At 63.7% G+C, this 18,082-nt stretch carries 13 protein-coding genes and 2 tRNA genes; 3 read left to right on the top strand and 12 right to left on the bottom strand.

Going from position 1 to position 18,082, the window contains the following annotated elements:
* Window positions 1-17 precede the first annotated feature (17 nt).
* Window positions 18-2,297: a YgiQ family radical SAM protein gene (locus ACX1DW_RS20465; protein ID WP_458992278.1), complete on the bottom strand. Its 2,280-nt coding sequence runs from the start codon at window positions 2,295-2,297 to the stop codon at window positions 18-20.
* Between the two features lie 168 nt (window positions 2,298-2,465).
* Here ACX1DW_RS20465 and ACX1DW_RS20460 point away from each other — a divergent pair, with 168 nt between their 5' ends.
* The gene (locus tag ACX1DW_RS20460) at window positions 2,466-4,328 is read left to right on the top strand and encodes a diguanylate cyclase domain-containing protein (RefSeq protein WP_458992277.1); all 1,863 of its coding nucleotides are present in this window, start codon (window positions 2,466-2,468) and stop codon (window positions 4,326-4,328) included.
* Here ACX1DW_RS20460 and alr read toward each other — a convergent pair.
* The 9 genes from alr to rnr all read right to left on the bottom strand — a co-directional run bounded on the left by alr (window position 4,316) and on the right by rnr (window position 14,821).
* A complete protein-coding gene (gene alr / locus ACX1DW_RS20455; protein ID WP_458992276.1) occupies window positions 4,316-5,392 on the bottom strand; it encodes an alanine racemase in 1,077 nt (358 codons plus the stop codon). The two genes, ACX1DW_RS20460 and alr, sit on opposite strands and share 13 nt — an antisense overlap.
* A 124-nt stretch (window positions 5,393-5,516) precedes the next feature.
* Window positions 5,517-6,911 (bottom strand): replicative DNA helicase, encoded by a 1,395-nt coding sequence (dnaB, locus tag ACX1DW_RS20450; protein ID WP_102838692.1) that lies wholly within the window; start codon window positions 6,909-6,911, stop codon window positions 5,517-5,519.
* Between the two features lie 104 nt (window positions 6,912-7,015).
* Window positions 7,016-7,462 (bottom strand): 50S ribosomal protein L9, encoded by a 447-nt coding sequence (gene rplI, locus ACX1DW_RS20445; RefSeq protein WP_011914672.1) that lies wholly within the window; start codon window positions 7,460-7,462, stop codon window positions 7,016-7,018.
* Between the two features lie 21 nt (window positions 7,463-7,483).
* Entirely contained in the window at window positions 7,484-8,377 is an 894-nt protein-coding gene (locus ACX1DW_RS20440; RefSeq protein ID WP_063541877.1) for a hypothetical protein, read from the bottom strand.
* A gap of 34 nt (window positions 8,378-8,411) precedes the next feature.
* Complete coding sequence (gene rpsR / locus ACX1DW_RS20435) at window positions 8,412-8,642, bottom strand: 30S ribosomal protein S18 (protein WP_003283112.1); 231 nt, start codon at window positions 8,640-8,642, stop codon at window positions 8,412-8,414.
* A 28-nt stretch (window positions 8,643-8,670) separates the two neighbouring features.
* Window positions 8,671-9,090, bottom strand: a complete 420-nt coding sequence (rpsF, locus tag ACX1DW_RS20430) for a 30S ribosomal protein S6 (protein WP_063541875.1) — start codon at window positions 9,088-9,090, stop codon at window positions 8,671-8,673.
* A 179-nt stretch (window positions 9,091-9,269) separates the two neighbouring features.
* Window positions 9,270-11,402, bottom strand: a complete 2,133-nt coding sequence (locus ACX1DW_RS20425) for a PAS domain-containing protein (protein WP_458992275.1) — start codon at window positions 11,400-11,402, stop codon at window positions 9,270-9,272.
* A gap of 165 nt (window positions 11,403-11,567) precedes the next feature.
* Entirely contained in the window at window positions 11,568-12,323 is a 756-nt protein-coding gene (gene rlmB, locus ACX1DW_RS20420) for a 23S rRNA (guanosine(2251)-2'-O)-methyltransferase RlmB (protein ID WP_458992274.1), read from the bottom strand.
* Entirely contained in the window at window positions 12,320-14,821 is a 2,502-nt protein-coding gene (gene rnr / locus ACX1DW_RS20415) for a ribonuclease R (RefSeq protein WP_458992273.1), read from the bottom strand. Before rnr ends, rlmB begins: the two co-directional genes overlap by 4 nt.
* A 204-nt stretch (window positions 14,822-15,025) precedes the next feature.
* On the opposite strand from rnr, the gene ACX1DW_RS20410 reads away from it, so the two are divergent.
* Together ACX1DW_RS20410 and ACX1DW_RS20405 are read left to right on the top strand one after the other, a co-directional pair.
* A tRNA-Leu gene (locus ACX1DW_RS20410) sits at window positions 15,026-15,112 on the top strand.
* 118 nt (window positions 15,113-15,230) lie between these two features.
* Window positions 15,231-15,317 (top strand) — tRNA-Leu (locus tag ACX1DW_RS20405).
* Window positions 15,318-15,457: 140 nt separating this feature from the next.
* Here ACX1DW_RS20405 and ACX1DW_RS20400 read toward each other — a convergent pair.
* Window positions 15,458-16,753, bottom strand: coding sequence for an adenylosuccinate synthase (locus tag ACX1DW_RS20400; protein ID WP_133455593.1), 1,296 nt, complete (start codon window positions 16,751-16,753; stop codon window positions 15,458-15,460).
* A gap of 90 nt (window positions 16,754-16,843) precedes the next feature.
* Entirely contained in the window at window positions 16,844-18,031 is a 1,188-nt protein-coding gene (locus ACX1DW_RS20395; RefSeq protein WP_458992272.1) for an ATP phosphoribosyltransferase regulatory subunit, read from the bottom strand.
* Between the last annotated feature and the right edge of the window lie 51 nt (window positions 18,032-18,082).

Genomic DNA, 18,082 nt, shown 5'->3' with positions numbered 1-18,082 from the left:
CCGAAGAACCGCTACCGCTAACGGGGTGCAACCGGGCGCTGCGGCTTGCCACCCTTGCCAGCCGGTTTGCCGCTCTTCTGCGCCTTGCGCCGGGCCTCGGCGGCGGCCTTGGCCTGCTCGCGCTTGTCCCAGGCGTTGCCGTCGTGGCTGCGCGGCGGCAAGCCGTTGTGCTGGGTGAGGATCTTGCCACCCTGCCCGGCCTTCTTGCTGCCGACCGGCGTGGAGTTCTTGCGTCGCGCGCTCTGGTAGCCGTCCACCGCCGGCTGGTGCGCCGGAATCAGCTGGTGCTTGCCGCTGCCGATCAGGTCGGCGCGACCCATGCGAATCAGAGCCTCGCGCAAGAGCGGCCAGCCCTTGGGGTCGTGATAGCGCAGGAAGGCCTTGTGCAGGCGACGCTGCTCCTCGCTCTTGACGATGGTTACACCCTCGCTCTTGTAGGTCACCTTGCGCAGCGGGTTCTTGCCGCTGTGGTACATCGCGGTGGCGGTGGCCATTGGCGAGGGATAGAAGGCCTGCACCTGGTCGGCGCGGAAGCCGTTGGCCTTGAGCCACAGTGCCAGGTTGAGCATGTCCTCGTCGGTGGTGCCCGGATGCGCGGCAATGAAGTACGGGATCAGGTACTGCTCCTTGCCCGCCTCTTTCGAGTACTTCTCGAACATGCGCTTGAAGCGGTCATAGGTGCCGATGCCCGGCTTCATCATCTTGTCCAGCGGACCACGCTCGGTGTGCTCCGGCGCAATCTTCAGGTAACCGCCGACATGGTGGGTGACCAGCTCCTTGACATACTCCGGCGACTCGACGGCGAGGTCGTAACGCAGGCCGGAGGCGATCAGTATCTTCTTCACGCCCGGCAGTGCACGCGCCTTGCGGTACAGCTCGATCAGCGAGCTGTGATCGGTATTGAGGTTCTCGCAGATGCCGGGGAACACGCAGGACGGCTTGCGGCAGTGCTTCTCGATTTCGTGGCTCTTGCAGGCCAGGCGATACATGTTGGCAGTCGGCCCGCCGAGATCGGAGACCACACCGGTGAAGCCCGGCACGTTCTTCATTTCCTCGATCTCGTGGAGGATCGACTCGTGGGAGCGGCTCTGGATGATGCGTCCCTCGTGCTCGGTGATCGAGCAGAAGGTGCAGCCGCCGAAACAGCCGCGCATGATGTTCACCGAGAAGCGGATCATTTCGTAGGCGGGAATCTTCGCGCCGTTGTATGCCGGGTGCGGCACGCGCGCATAGGGCGCGGCGAACACGTAGTCCATTTCCTCGGTGGTCAGCGGAATCGGCGGCGGATTGAGCCACAGCTCACGGTCGTCGTGACGCTGCACCAGCGCGCGGGCGTTGCCTGGATTGGTTTCCAGGTGCAGCACCCGGTTGGCGTGAGCGTACAGCGCCGGATCGTTGCGCACCTTTTCGAAGGACGGCAGACGGATCACCGTGCGGTCACGCTCCAGCTTCGGGTGCGGCAGCAGCTCCACCGGCCGGGCTTCGTTCGGGTCGTCCTGCGGCCCCTTGTCCTTTTCGATGGCGCAGGCGGATAGGTCCTGCGTGTTGACGTAGGGGTTGATGATCTTGTCTATCTTGCCCGGGCGGTCGATGCGAGTGGAGTCGATCTCGAACCAGCCTTCGGGGGTGTCCTTGCGGATGAAGGCGGTGCCGCGCACATCGGTGATGGCCTCGATCGTCTCGCCACGCGCCAGGCGCTGCGCCACCTCGACGATGGCACGCTCGGCGTTGCCGTAGAGCAGCATGTCCGCGGTGGCGTCCATCAGGATCGAGCGGCGCACCTTGTCCGACCAGTAGTCATAATGGGCTATGCGGCGCAGCGAGGCCTCGATGCCGCCAAGCACCACCGGCACATGCTTGTAGGCTTCCTTGCAGCGCTGGCTATAGACCAGGCTGGCACGATCCGGTCGCTTGCCGGCCAGGCCGCCCGCGGTATAGGCATCGTCGGAGCGGACCTTGCGATCGGCGGTGTAGCGATTGATCATCGAGTCCATGTTGCCGGCAGCGACGCCGAAGAACAGATTCGGCTCGCCGAGCTTCATGAAGTCGTCTTTGCTCTGCCAGTCCGGCTGGCTGATGATGCCGACGCGAAAGCCCTGGGCCTCGAGCAAACGGCCGATGATCGCCATGCCGAAGGACGGATGATCAACATAGGCATCACCGGTGACGATGATGATGTCGCACGAGTCCCAGCCGAGCTGATCCATCTCCTCCCTGCTCATCGGCAGGAACGGCGCCGGACCGAAACACTCGGCCCAGTACTTGGGATAGTCGAACAGTGGCTTGGCGGCGTGCATGGCGGAAAACCGGGGCAACGAAAACGGGCGCGGAATATAGCACAAAAAATAACCAAGCCCGACCACCGTGCAGGGTCTTTATCGACCTTGCCGACAGGCGCGCGCTGCGCTTTCGTCTCCCGCTATACTCGCGCCACCCGACCCACGTATCGAGCCCGGGAGATCCTGGTGCACGCCGTCCTCCTCGCCCTGCTGCTGTGCCTTGGCACGCTCTTGCCCGCCCATGCCGATACAGCCGTGATCGGCGCACGTGACAGCGGCCGTAATCTGAATGCCCACGTCGAACTGCTGATGGACCCCGGCGCCGAGCTGCAGGTGACCGATCTGCAGCGCGCCGAAGTACTGGCGCGCTTTCAGCCGGCGCAAGGCAAGGCCAGCGTCGGCCAGAGCCCGCACCCCTGGTGGGTCAAGGTCACGCTGCAGCGGACCAGCGACGCGCCGGCGCATTGGTGGCTGGAGGTCGGCTCGGTAACGCTGAAGGACCTGCGCCTCTATTTGCCGGACGGTGAGGGTGGCTGGCACGAGCGCCAGTCCGGCGAGCTGGTCGGCTTCCATGAAGGGCGCGACCATCCCTACCGGCGCATGCTGCTCCGCCTTCCCGAGCTGAGCGACCAGCGCCCGCTGACCTTTTACCTGCGCAGCTACGACCCGGCCGGCAACTCCTTTCCGCTCAAGGTTTGGCAGCTCGATGCCCTGCAGGAGCAGGCGGTGGGCGAGAACCTGTTTCTCGGCCTGATCTATGGCCTGATCCTGGCCATGCTGCTGTACAACCTGTTCATCTTCCTCAGCCTGCGCGATACCGCCTATTTCTGGTACGTGATGACCACCAGCGGCGCGCTGCTGATGATTCTGGGCATGACCGGACATGGCTTTCAGTACCTCTGGCCGAACGGACCGGTGCCCTTCTGGCTGGATCGCATCAGCATCCCGGCGCTCTGGGGTTTCAGCGCCTGCCGCTTCACCCAGACCCTGCTGCAGACCCGCCGTTTCGTGCCCTGGGCCCACCGCCTGCTGACCTTTGCCTTGTGCCTCTATGTCACAGCCGTACTGCTCAACATCTTCGGGTTGCGTGCGTTCGGCGCCTGGGTCTTCGTCGTGCTGGCCCTGACCGCGATCCCGGCGTCGCTGTGGGCCTCGTTCCGCCGCTGGCGTCAGGGCTACTTTCCCGCCCTGCTCTACCTCTGCGGCTTCGGCGTGATCCTGGGCAGCGTCAACCTGCTGTTGCTGCGCGCCACCGGCGTGATCCAACCGGCGGCCTGGAGCGGCTACGTCTTTCCGCTGGCGGTGGCTGCCGAGTCCATCCTGTTCTCCTTCGCCCTGGCCTCGCGCATCCAGATACTCAAGCAGGAGCGCGCGGCGGCACTGGAACACGCCGACCGGGAAAAGTCCGCGCGACTGAAGCAGGTCCAGGCCAGCGCCGAACAACTCAGCCTGGCGGTGGAGGCGCGTACCGCCGAGCTGGCGCAGGCCAACCGCGACCTCAGCGAACGGGAAATCGAGCTCAAACAGGCCGCCTTCCACGACCCGCTGACCGAGCTGCCCAACCGGCGCTACCTCATCGAGCGGGTCGAAGCGGCCATGGCCGAGGCCGCGCGGCGCGGTGAGTCGATCGCGCTGCTGCTGATCGATCTGGATCACTTCAAGCCGATCAACGACGGTCACGGCCATGATGCCGGAGATCTGCTGTTGCGCACGCTGGGCCAGCGACTGCGCGGTCTGGTGCGCAGCAGCGACATGGCGGCCCGGCTGGGTGGGGATGAGTTCGCAATACTGCTGACCGGGCCGAACGTCGAGCAGGACGCCGGCCAGGTCGCCGAACGGCTGCTGCACGAGCTGTCGCTACCGGTGCGCTACCGGGGTACCAGCCTGGCGGTGACCGTGAGCGTCGGTGCCGCGTTCTTTCCGCAGCATGCCGACGAATTCGCCCGACTCTACAAGGCCGCTGACGAGGCGCTCTATCGCGCCAAGCAGCAGGGCCGGGCGAGCTGGGTCCAGCAGGACGGGCGCACGCCGGCCGATCAGCCGATATAGCGGCGCGGCACGCGCCCGGTCACCTTGGTCAGCAGCTCGTAGCCGATGGTGCCGCAGGCCTGGGCGAGCTCGTCAATGGGCATCTGCGTCCCCCACAGCTCCACCGCGTCGCCAAGCTGCGCCTGCGGCAAGTCGGTCAGGTCCACGGCGAGCATGTCCATCGACACTCGCCCGGCCAGCGGCACGCGTCGTCCATGGATCACCACCGAGGTGCCGGAAGGCGCGGTACGCGGATAACCATCGGCGTAGCCACAGCTGACGGTGCCGATACGCGAAGGACGCTGCGCCACCCAGCTCGCGCCATAACCGACGCTGTCGCCGACCGGCACCTCGCGCACCGCGATCAGCGCGCCAGTCAGCGTCATCACTGGTTTCAGTCCAAGCTCCCGGGCGCTCAGCTCGGCGAACGGCGTCGCACCGTAGAGCATGATGCCAGGCCGGATCCAGGCCATATGCGCCTGCGGCAGGGTCAGTACGGCGGCGGAATTGGCCAGCGAGCAGTTGTCGAACGAGAGCTCCAGCAGCTCTGCGTAGCGCTCCAGCTGGGTGTCGGTCAGGGCGTGGCCACGCTCGTCGGCACAGGCGAAGTGACTGATCAGATTGAGTTCGCCGACCTGGGCCGCGCCCTTGAGCCGCGCGTGACACTCGCGCAGGCCGTCCACGCCGAAGCCCAGCCGGTGCATGCCCGAATCCAGCTTGAGCCAGACGTTCAGCGGGCGCACCAGCTCGGCAGCCAGCAGCCAGTCGGCCTGGCGCTCGTCCTGAACAGCGATGTCCAGCCCCAGCTCAGCCGCTCGTTGGTACTCGGATGGCTCGAAGCAGCCCTCCAGCAGCAGGATGCGCGCGTCGGGTGCGCAGCCACGGATCACCTCTGCCTCTTCCAGGCAGGCCACGGCGAAACCATCGGCAATTTCGCGCAATGCCGCCACCGCCTCCGGTGCGCCATGCCCATAGGCGTTGGCCTTGACCACGGCGAAGGCCTTGCGCTGTGGTGCGCATTGCTTGGTGAGCAGGTAGTTGTGACGAAGCGCGGTCAGGTCGACCGTGGCAACCAGCGGACGCATGGGACTGTTCCTGTACAACGGCGGGTGAGGCTGGAATCTTACTCCGCTCGGCACGACCGTGCAGACCGGAACTCGGTGAGGGGCATGGACGACGCCCTCCCCCGCCGCCTGGCGAGACGGCCGACTACTCGTCGTCGAACTGATAGCTGCCCGGCGCGAGGTTCTCGAAGCGCGAGTACTTGCCGAGGAACGCCAGCCGGGTGGTGCCGATCGGACCGTTCCGTTGCTTGCCGATGATGATCTCGGCGACGCCCTTGTACTCGGTTTCCGGGTGATACACCTCGTCGCGGTAGACGAACATGATGATGTCCGCGTCCTGCTCGATTGCCCCCGATTCACGAAGGTCGGAGTTCACCGGGCGCTTGTTGGGTCGCTGCTCCAGCGAGCGGTTGAGCTGAGACAGGGCGATCACCGGGCAATTGAACTCCTTCGCCAGGCCTTTCAGCGAGCGCGAGATCTCGGAAATCTCGTTGACCCGGCTGTCACCGCTGGAGCCAGGAATCTGCATCAGCTGCAGGTAGTCGACCATGATCATGGCGATCTCACCGTGCTCGCGAGCCAGGCGCCGTGTGCGCGCACGCATCTCCGACGGGCTGATGCCGGCGGTATCGTCGATGAACAGCTTGCGGTCATTGAGCAGATTCACCGCCGAGGTCAGCCGCGGCCAGTCGTCATCATCGAGCTTACCGGCCCGCACCTTGGTCTGGTCGATGCGCCCGAGCGAAGCGAGCATACGAATGACGATGGAGTCGGCGGGCATCTCCAGCGAGAACACCAGCACCGCCTTGTCGGTACGCAGCACGGCATTCTCCACCAGGTTCATGGCGAAGGTGGTCTTGCCCATCGACGGACGGCCGGCAACGATGATCAGGTCGGCCGGCTGCAGGCCGCTGGTGGCTTCATCCAGATCGGTGAAGCCAGTGGACAGGCCGGTGATCGCCTCGCCGGCGTTGAACAGCGTGTCGATGCGATCGATGGCCTTGACCAGGATGTCGTTGATGCCGACCGGGCCGCCGGTCTTCGGCCGCGCTTCGGCGATCTGGAAGATCAGCCGCTCGGCTTCATCGAGGATTTCCTCGCCGGTACGGCCCTGCGGAGCATAGGCGCTGTCAGCGATTTCGTTGCTGATGCCGATTAGCTGGCGCAGCGTGGCGCGCTCGCGAATGATCTGCGCGTAGGCCTTGATGTTCGCCACCGACGGCGTGTTCTTCGCCAGCTCGCCAAGATAGGCCAGACCGCCGACCTGGGACAGGTGCCCCTCCTTGTCCAGCTGCTCGGACAGGGTGACCACGTCGAACGGCGAATTGCGTTCGGCCAGGGCGAAGATGGCGCGGAAGATGAGGCGATGATCGTGACGATAGAAATCACCGTCGGAGACCTGGTCGAGCACACGCTCCCAGGCATTGTTGTCCAGCATCAGACCGCCAAGCACCGCCTGCTCAGCCTCGATGGAGTGTGGCGGCACCTTGAGCGCGGCGGTTTCCAGATCGTATTGTTGGGGGACACTGATGTCGTTCATGGCACTCGAAATTCGAAACTACGGAAAAAACAAAGGGCACGTTCCACTCGCGCGGAAACGTGCCCGATGTTACTCGTCAGGCACCAGCGGTGCCAGACGACGGCTTAGCCGGCTACGACGATCAGCTTGACGGTCGCTTCGACGTCGGTGTGCAGGTGCACAGCCACGTCGTATTCGCCGGTCTGGCGAATGGTGCCGTTCGGCAGACGAACTTCGCTCTTGGCCACTTCGACGCCGGAGGCGGTCAGGGCGTCGGCGATGTCGGCAGTACCGATGGAACCGAACAGCTTGCCCTCATCGCCCGCGGTAGCGGTGATGGTGACTTCCAGTTCGGCCAGCTGAGCAGCGCGAGTTTCGGCAGAAGCCTTCTTCTCGGCAGCCGCTTTTTCCAGCTCGGCGCGGCGGGCTTCGAACTCGGCGATGTTGGCCGGGGTCGCAGCGGTAGCCTTGCCTTGCGGCAGCAGGTAGTTACGGCCGTAACCGGCCTTGACGTTTACCTTGTCGCCCAGGTTGCCCAGGTTGGCGATCTTTTCCAGCAGGATGACTTCCATTTGAGTCTTACCTCTTAACTTTTAACCTTCACCGTTCGCAGGTCCCGCGCCGTTCTTGCCGGCCGCGCGACCACGAAAATCAAACAGACTGTCGACAATGGCCAAAACGGCCAGTAGCGGATAAACCAACTGCATGAACAGCACCAGCGTGACGTACAGCCCCACCAGCCAGAACCGCGGCAAGCGCCCCTGAGCGACCAACCCGTGCATCAGTGCGAGACCGGCAAACACCAGCGGCACGCTGCACAGGGGCGCCAGTACGGCCAACTGCGCACCGAGATTCGGCCCCAGCAGCATGCCCAGCAACAGCAGTGTCGCCAGTAGCGGCGGAAACCGCAGCGCTCGAAACTCGCTGCCGAAACCGCCCGGGTTGTAAAGCGCGGCTTGCCAGTAGCGCCCAAGCATCAGGCTCAGCAGGGTGACGATTTGCAGCAGCGCAGCCAGCAGGCCGGTCAGCACCGGTATCAGCAGCGCCTCAAACCGACCACGCTCTTCCACCGACAGCTGCTCGTAGGCACCCGACAACGCATCGGGCAACACCTTCTGCAGCTCACCAGCCAACGCCGCGATCGGCTCGCCGAATACCGCACCGAGCGCCCAGACATACAGCAGTCCCAGGCCCACGCTGCTTAACATCACCCGCACCCATGACGCCTGACCGCGCAGTACCAGGGCCAAGCCCAGCGTACCCAGCAATACCAGCAGGGTCCGCGGATCGCCGAAGTACCACCAGGCCAGGGCCGGTATCACGGCCCAAACCAGCACACTCAACGCATCGTTCAGCCCGCGTCGCAGCAGCACGAGACTGCCTGCGGCAGCGCTCAGCCAGAACAACATGGGCAGTGCCGCAGCACCGGCCACCACGAAGATGGCCTGCATGCGGCCGCGCATGATGAACTCAGCCAGGGCGCGCATGCGATTTATCCTTTACTTCTGTCGACCAGCCGGATCAACGGCCGTGGCTGTCGGTGTAGGGCAGCAGGGCCAGGTAGCGGGCGCGCTTGATAGCGGTGGCCAGCTGACGCTGATAACGTGCCTTGGTTCCGGTGATGCGGCTAGGAACGATCTTGCCGGTCTCGGAGATGTAGGCCTTCAGGGTGTTGAGATCCTTGTAATCGATCTCTTTCACGCCCTCGGCGGTGAAACGGCAGAACTTACGACGACGGAAAAAACGTGCCATGAAATAGGCTCCTCAATAGATCCGTGGATTACTCGTCAGCGTTGTTATCGCTGCTGTCACTGTCGCTCTCGTTGGAGCCGTCAGTGTTTTCAGGGCGATCACGACGCTCGCGGCGCTCGCTACGGTTTTCCTCGGCCTTGAGCATTTCGGACTGCTCGGTCACGGCCTCGTCGCGACGAATGATCAGGTTGCGGATGACAGCGTCGTTGTAGCGGAAGTTGTCTTCCAGCTCGGCCAGAGCCTTGCCGCTGCACTCGACGTTCAGCATCACGTAGTGAGCCTTGTGCACGTTGTTGATGGCATAAGCCAGCTGACGACGGCCCCAGTCTTCCAGGCGATGGATCTTGCCACCGTCTTCTTCGATCAGCTTGGTGTAACGCTCCACCATGCCGCCGACCTGCTCGCTCTGGTCCGGGTGAACCAGAAAGATGATTTCGTAATGACGCATAACTGCTCCTTACGGGTTGCAGCCTGCCGACGATGCGGTCAGGCAAGGAGTGAATGACTTGTTGTCTTGTCTGTAGAAAGGCGCGCAAACGCCTGCCATCCAGGCAAGGGGCGCCATTCTAGAGAAGGGCCGGCAGTGGCGCAAGGCAAGCTGGTGATTATTTGACCAGCCGGAGCAGGTTAGCGGCTTGCCGCAGCCCTTTCGCTACGAATCGCGTCGAGCAGCTCGCGAACCTGATGGATATCGTAGGGCTTGATCATCGTGCGCAGTCGATCGATCCCCACCTCGGCAGGACTGACGGCATACCCCGAGGCAATCACCAGCGCAAGCTCAGGATGACGGGCGCCAGCCTGGCGCGCGAGGTCGATTCCACTCATTCCTGCCAAACCGACATCGGTAAGCAGCACATCGAACGGCTGCCGATCCAGGAATCCCAGCGCCTCCTCAGCCGTCTCGCTGACCTCGACCCGATGGCCAAGCTCCGTCAAGACCTCCCCGGTCAGCATGCGCAACGTGGGATCGTCCTCGACGAACAGAATCCTCAGTCCTGCATCGTCGACGGTCAACGAGCCGTCCGACTCCGGCTGCGCGGGCTCGCGCTCGCTGACGGCGTCGGACTCTGCGTTCTCGCCCGCACTGCGCGGCAGATGAACATGCACCGCCGCACCACCGTTGTCACCGCTGCCCAGCGTCACGAAACCGCCACTCTGCTTGACGAATCCGTAGACCATGCTCAAGCCGAGACCCGACGCGTTGCTCTCATGCTTGGTGGTAAAAAAGGGCTCGAACGCCCGGGCTCGAACCTCGTCACTCATACCACTGCCCTGGTCGATGACGCTGAGCAGTACATAATCCCCAGGCTGCTCCAACGCTTCGTCATTCAGCGAGCGATTCTCAAGACGCAGCACCAACCGGCCGCGCCCGGCCATCGCGTCACGCGCGTTGGCCGCCAGGTTCAGCACCACGCTCTGCAGGTTTCCGACATCGACAAAGACCGGCCAGGGCCGACCTACGACATCCAATTCAACCTGCACCGCAGACCCGAGAGCGCCATCGAGCAACTCATGCATCTGCTCCAGCAGATCGGGCAGATACACCTGTCGGGGCAGCAGCGGCTGCCGGCTGGCGAATGCCAGCAGCTGCGAGGCAAGGCGCGCGCCCTTCTCGACCCCACTGACCGCCGAGTTCAGACGTCTTGCAGCCGTTTCATCGTTGCCGAGGCTGCGACGCAAAAGCTGCAGGTTGCCTCCGATGATCTGCAGCATGTTATTGAAGTCATGGGCGATACCGCCTGTCAGCTTGCCCACCGCCTCAAGGCGCTGAGCCTGCTGCAGAGCCTGTTCGGCGACCTGCCGCTCCGCCTCGCTCTGCTCGAGCGCTTGGGTCCGCTCGCGTACCAGCTCCTCGAGATGTTCACGATAGCGCTGCAATTCCGTTTCGTTGCGCTGCTGCTCGGTAACGTCCTGGCCCTGAACGAAGATGCCGACCACCTGCCCATCGTTCTCGACGATCGGCTGCAGGACGAAATCGAGGATGACCTCTTCGGGCTCCCGCTCCGGCTGCCGCCTCAGAAACAGTGACACGCGCTTGCCGATATACGGTCGGCCGCTGCGGTAGACCTCGTCGAGCAGACCGATCAGCGGCTGCCCTTCTAGCTCGGGCAGCCCTTCGCGGACTGTCTTGCCCAGCAGCTGGCGCTGCCCGATGACCTTCCGGTATGCATCGTTAACCAGTTCGTAGACGTGATTCGGCCCGCGCAGGAAACAGACGAATCCAGGCGCCTGAGCGAAGAGGCGCCGCAACTGCTCGCCCTCGGATTGCAGCAGCCTGGCGCGGGACATGACGCCTTGCTCGAGCTGCTGCACAGGCTGATGCCCGGCAGCCTGCTTCAGCGAATCCTTCATGGCCTGCAGCTCGGTGATGTCGGAGGTGTGCTGCAGGATGGCCACGACTTCACCCTGCTCATCCAGGATCGGCGTGTGCGTGGCGCTCCAGTAGCGATCCTCGTAGACAGGCCCGAGCGGCGTGTGGCGGGAGATGGAATAACGGATTACCGGCAGCGTATCGATGGCCTTGCGGCTGAGCACGCGGGCAAAGGAGTCGAGCAGTTCCTGCACACGAGTCGTCTCGGGGCTGAGCGGGTCTGCTGCGAACGCTTCGTGAAGGCGCTGCCCCTGGATCTCCTCCAGCCTGCGGCCGGTCAGGGCCAGGTAAGCCGCGTTGGCATCGAGGATGACCAGATCGCGATCGAGCAGAACATAGGCGTTCGGCGACAGCCGGAACAGACTCTCGAAAGACGGGCGCTGCTGCATACAACCTCCATGGTACGAGACTGACGCCGCGTAACGAACTCAGCGAGACCCCGGCAGCACTCCGGGGCCCTCAAGCGAAAAATCGAACAGCCGCTATCCGGCGGGCCTGGGACAGCGATTGACCACAAAAAGACCGATCGGTTTCAGAACATGCGTCGCCTGGAGCTAACGAGCCGGTTGGCCAAGGCCGCGCTGACGCAGTGCCTCGAACAGGCAGACGCCGGTGGCAACCGAGACATTCAGACTGCTGACGCTACCCGCCATCGGCAGACGCACCAGATAGTCGCAGTGCTCGCGGGTCAACCGGCGCATGCCGCGACCTTCCGCCCCCATGACCAGGACGATTGGACCAGTGAGATCCTGCTCGTAGAGTGACTGCTCGGCTTCGCCGGCGGTGCCCACGATCCAAAGGCCCTTTTGCTGCAGCTTCTCCAGAGTCCGCGCCAGATTGGTCACCGCCACCAGCGGGATGACCTCGGCAGCACCGCAGGCGACCTTGCGCACCGTGGCATTGAGAGTAGCGGACTTGTCCTTCGGCACGATCACCGCCAGCGCACCGGCCGCATCGGCCGTACGCAGGCAGGCGCCGAGGTTGTGCGGGTCGGTCACCCCATCGAGCACCAGCAGCAGGGGCGAACCCTCGGCGCGATCGAGCAGCTCGTCGAGCATCGCCTCACCCCACACCTGGCTGGGGCTGACCTCGGCCACCACCCCCTGGTGCACGCCCTCGACCCAGGCATCCATCTCGCGACGCTCGCACTGGCCGACACTGACGCGCGCCTGCGCGGCCAGCTCGATCAGCACCTGCGCACGCGGATCGCCCCGGCCTTCAGCCAGCCAGACCTGCTTGACGCGCTTGGGATGATGCCGCAGCAATGCCTCCACGGCGTGCAGGCCATAGATCTTTTCCAGCTGACTCATGACTTGGCCTTGCGCTTTCGGGGACCACTGCTGGAGGCTGAAGACTTGCTCGTCGACTTCGCAGCGGATTTTGCCTTGGATGTGCCGGACCGGGACTTGCTACCGCCAGCCTTGTCGGACTTGCCCTTCCTGCCACCAACCTTGGCTTCGGCAATCAATGCCTTCTTCAGCTCGCGACTCTTGCGAATGTCGGCGTTGCCCGGTTCGCGACCACGCTCTGCGCCGTCACGCTGACCGGCGGCCTTGGTGCCGCCAGCGATCAGCTCGAAGTCGATCTTGCGTTCGTCCAGGTCGACGCGCATGACACGCACCTCGACGCTGTCGCCAAGGCGGAAACTGCGCCCGCTGCGCTCGCCGGAGAGGCGATGATGCAGCGGGTCGAAGTGGTAGTAGTCGCCCGGCATCGCCGTGACGTGCACCAGCCCTTCCACGTAGATGTCGGTCAGCTCGACGAACAGGCCGAAGCCGGTCACCGCGGTGATCACACCAGGGAATGTCTCGCCGACGCGATCCTTCATGAACTCGCACTTGAGCCAGTTGACCACGTCGCGGGTGGCCTCGTCGGCGCGCCGCTCGGTCATCGAACACTGTTCGCCCAGTTGCTCCAGCGCCGCCTCGTCATACGGGTAGATGCGCGCCTTGGGCATGCTCGGGGCGCCTTCACGCCGCACGTGCGGCGTGTCCCGCCGGGACCGGATGACGCTGCGAATGGCGCGATGCACCAGCAGGTCCGGATAGCGCCGGATCGGCGAAGTGAAGTGTGCGTAGGCTTCGTAGTTCAGACCGAAGTGACCATGGTTCTCGGCACTGTAGACCGCCTGGCTCAGCGAGCGCAGCATTACCGTCTGGATCACATGAAAATCCGGGCGCCCCTGGATCTTCTCCAGCAGCGCCTGGTAATCCTTGGGCGTCGGCCCCTCCTTGCCCTTGTGCAGGGAAAGCCCCAGCTCACCGAGGAAGGCGCGCAGCTTCTCCTGACGCTCCAGCGGCGGTGCGTCGTGCACGCGATACAGCGCCGGAATCTCATGCTTCTGCAGGAACGCCGCGGTGGCGACGTTGGCGCAGAGCATGCACTCCTCGATCAGCTTGTGCGCATCGTTGCGCTCGGTGGGCTTGATCTCGGCGATCTTGCGATCGGCACCGAAGACGATGCGGGTTTCCTGAGTCTCGAAATCGATCGCACCGCGGGTATGGCGCGCCTTGAGCAGCACCTTATAAAGCGAATAGAGCTGCTTGAGGTGCGGTAGCACTTCGGCGTACTCGGCGCTCAGCCGCTTGCCTTCGGCAGACTTGGGCTGCTCCAGCATCGCGCTGACCTTGTTGTAGGTCAGCCGTGCATGGGAGTGGATCACCGCTTCGTAGAACTGGTAGTCGGTCATCTTCCCCGACTTGCTCAGGGTGATCTCGCAGACCATGGCCAGACGATCGACATGGGGATTCAGCGAGCAGAGGCCGTTGGACAGCTCCTCGGGCAGCATCGGCACCACGCGCTCGGGGAAGTACACCGAGTTGCCGCGGACCACGGCTTCCTTGTCGAGCGCCGAATCCACCTTCACGTAGTGCGACACATCGGCAATGGCCACATACAGACGGAACCCGCCGGTCAGCAGCTTCCAGCCGCCCGGCTTCTCGCAGTAGACCGCATCGTCGAAGTCGCGGGCATCCTCGCCATCGATGGTGACGAAGGGCAGATGGCGCAGGTCGACGCGCTTGTGCTTGTCCTTCTCCTCCACCTCGGGCTTGAGCCGCGCAGCCTCCTTGAGCACCGCCTCGGGCCATACGTGCGGAATATCGAAGCTGCGCAGCGCGACGTCGATTTCCATGCCCGGCGCCATGTAGTTGCCGATCACCTCGACGATATCGCCCTGCGGCTGGAAGCGCTGCGTCGGCCAGTGAGTGATCTTCACCTCGACGAACTGACCCGGCTTGGCATCCAGCGCCCGCCCGGGCGTGACCAGCACTTCCTGCTGAATCTTGGGGTTGTCCGGAACGACGAAACCGACATCGCTCTCGATGTGATAACGGCCCACGATGCTCTCGTGCGCGCGGCTGATCACCTCGACGATGGCGCCTTCGCGGCGCCCACGGCGATCGAGACCCGCGACGCGCGCCAGGCAGCGGTCACCATCGAACACCAGGCGCATCTGCGCCGGGCTGAGGAACAGGTCGTCACTGCCATCATCGGGAATGAGGAAACCAAAACCGTCACGATGGCCGCTGACGCGCCCGCAGACCAGGTCCAGCTTGTCCACCGGGGCATAGGTGCCGCGCCGGGTGTAGATCAGCTGGCCGTCTCGCTCCATCGCGCGCAGGCGGCGACGCAGCGCTTCGATATCTTCGTCGGACTCCAGCCCGAACTCTTCCACCAACTCTTCACGGGCAGCTGGCGAGCCACGTTCGCCGAGATGCTGAAGAATCAGCTCACGGCTGGGAATAGGGTTTTCGTACTTTTCCGCTTCACGAGCGGCCTCGGGATCGAGGGATTGCCAATCGGCCATTAAGAGATGTCACCTTTCATTCATTTATAGAGGCAGAACGCCCTTTTTCTATTGAAGCGCGAATCGCTGCCGGACGGCAGCTTTCATGCGAATTATTTTTCGCCATCAGGGGTTTACAAGGCCAAACCTCGGCCGTATAGTTCGCGCCCACAATGTCTGGCAGACGTTGTAACACGGAAACGGCCAAGTATCATCGTTTCTCGTGCCCAGGTGGCGGAATTGGTAGACGCACTAGGTTCAGGTCCTAGCGGTGGCAACACCGTGGAAGTTCGAGTCTTCTCCTGGGCACCACTCTTCAAATGAAACCCGCATCATCGATGCGTGTCTCAGGCAGTAACGAAGATTGCCGACTTCGGCCGATGTGAATCGGCAAAATGGCAAAAAAGTCGGTGAGCAATCATCGCAATGTGCCCAGGTGGCGGAATTGGTAGACGCACTAGGTTCAGGTCCTAGCGGTGGCAACACCGTGGAAGTTCGAGTCTTCTCCTGGGCACCACTCTTCAAGAAAAAACCGAGCCCCTGGCTCGGTTTTTTCGTTTCAGTCCGATAAAAATCCCCGTCGACCCAGACTCGCGCTGTCGCCAGCCCCAAACAGCAAAAGACCGCCCGAAGGCGGTCTTTCTACCATGCGCGCTATCAGGCGTACGGATGACGCAACACGATGGTCTCGTTGCGGTCCGGACCGGTGGAGATGATATCCACTGGCGCCTCGATCAGCTCTTCCAGTCGCTTGATGTAGGCGCGAGCATTGGCCGGCAGCTCGTCAAGACTCTTGGCGCCAACGGTCGACTCGCTCCAACCCGGCATGTCCTCGTACACCGGCTGCAGACCGTCGTAGCTGTCGGCATCGGTCGGCGCATCGACCAACACTTCGCCATTGCGATCCTTGTAGCCGACGCAGATGCGGATGGTCTCCAGCCCGTCGAGCACGTCGAGTTTGGTCAGGCAGATCCCGGAGATGCTGTTGATCTCGATCGCACGGCGCAGGATGACGGCATCGAACCAGCCGCAACGACGCGCACGCCCGGTGGTCGAGCCGAACTCGTGACCACGCTCGGCCAGGCGCGCACCGACATCATCGAACAGCTCGGTGGGGAACGGACCGGAGCCCACGCGCGTGGTATAGGCCTTGGTAATGCCGAGGATGTAATCCAGATACAGCGGACCGAAGCCGGAACCAGTCGCCGTGCCGCCAGCCGTTGTGCTGGAGCTGGTCACGTACGGATAGGTGCCATGGTCGATGTCCAGCAGCGAGCCCTGCGCACCTTCGAACATGATGCAGGCACCCTGCTTGCGCAGCTCGTGCAGACGGGCGGTGACATCGGTGATCAGCGGCTTGAGGATCTCGGCGTAGCCGAGGGCCTCGTCGAGGGTCTTCTGGAAATCTACCGGCTCGACCTTATAGAAGTTCTGCAGCACGAAGTTGTGGTAGTCCAGCAACTCACGCAGCTTGACCGTGAAGCGCTCTGGATTGAACAGGTCAGCGATGCGCAGGCCGCGACGCGCCACCTTGTCCTCGTAGGCCGGACCGATGCCGCGCCCGGTGGTACCGATCTTGCCCTCCGAACGCGAGGCCTCGCGGGCCTGATCCAGCGCCACATGGTACGGCAGGATCAGGGTGCAGGACGGGCTGATGCGCAGGCGCTCGCGCACCGGTACACCCTTCTCTTCCAGCTTGGTGATTTCCCGCAGCAACGCATCAGGCGCGACCACCACGCCATTGCCGATCAGGCATTGCACGTTGTCGCGCAGGATGCCGGACGGAATCAGGTGCAGCACGGTCTTCTCGCCATCGATGACCAGGGTATGACCGGCATTGTGGCCGCCCTGATAACGCACGACCGCAGCCGCCTGATCGGTCAGCAGATCGACGATCTTGCCCTTGCCCTCATCACCCCATTGGGTGCCCAGGACCACGACATTCTTACCCATAACCCTTTGTCCTCTTCGGCGAAGCATACCGGCCGCAACCGGCGATAATCGAAACCTGGCCGGCACCGCGAGCGCGCGGCGCCATAGCCGTCAGGACGCCAGCGAAGCCACCGTCCAGACACCATTACTCAACCGCAACTGCCGGTCGCAGCCCAGCTGCGCGGCATCGGCCCGCGACTGGCCATCCAGCGCCTGCACCACGCGCTCGCCCTGGCGCCGCAGCTCGCGAATCGCATTCCAAAGACCCGACTCATCGCCGTGCGGAGCCCAGATCCCGGAAACTGGCGTGCTCAGATCGGCATTTCCGAGACTGACGAGCGTTTTCAAATCAGTGGAGAAGCCGGTCGCCGGACGGGCACGCCCGAAATCGGCACCGATATCGTCGTAACGCCCGCCCTGGGCAATCGACTGTCCCATGCCCGGCACGAATACGGCGAACACCACTCCAGTATGGTAGTGATAGCCGCGCAATTCGCCCAAGTCGAAGTACAGCGGCACCTGCGGGTAGCGCAGCGCGAGCTGGTCGGCCACCACCGAAAGGGTCTCCAGCGCCGCCTGCACATCCGCGGGCGCGCCAGCCAGAGCCTGCCGAGCATCATCGAGCGTCTCGCGACCACCGCACAGACGCGCCAGCGAGCGCAGCATCGCGGCAAGCGCCGGATCAAGTGACGCGGTCAGCTGCTCGATCTCGTCCATAGCCTTGCGCTGCAGCGCGTCGAACAGGCGCTGCTCGGCCTCACCGCTCAGCGCAGCGGCCTTTGCCAGACCGCGGTAGATGCCGACATGACCGAGGTCCATGTGCACGTCGGGCACATCGGCCAGCTCGAGCATTTCCAGCATCAGACTGATGACTTCGAGATCGCTGGAAGCGGAGGCATCGCCATACAGTTCGGCACCGAGCTGAATGGGGCTGCGCGAAGTGGAAAGCGCCTGCGGCTTGGCATGCAGCACGCTACCGGCATAGCACAGCCGGCTCGGGCCTTCACGACGCAGGGTATGCGCATCGACGCGGGCCACCTGGGGCGTGATATCGGCACGCAAACCCATCTGGCGACCGGAAAGCGGATCGATGACCTTGAAGGTGCGCAGATCCAGATCCTGCCCGGAACCGGTGAGCAATGACTCGAGGAATTCCACATGCGGGGTGATGACCAGCTCGTAGCCCCAGCGCTGGAACAGATCCAGCACGCGCCGACGCGCCGTTTCGATACGCGCCGCCTCGGGCGGCAGCACTTCTTCGATGCCATCTGGCAAGAGCCAGCGGTCTACCGTTGCCATTCGCGAAATCACCTCTCGTTCCGGTAAGCCCAGACGAAAACCGCGGCTGCA

The organism is Stutzerimonas sp. KH-1, from assembly GCF_054483855.1.
The sequence above is the reverse complement of the archived record's forward strand: the minus strand, read 5'-3'. Positions and strand labels throughout refer to the sequence as shown.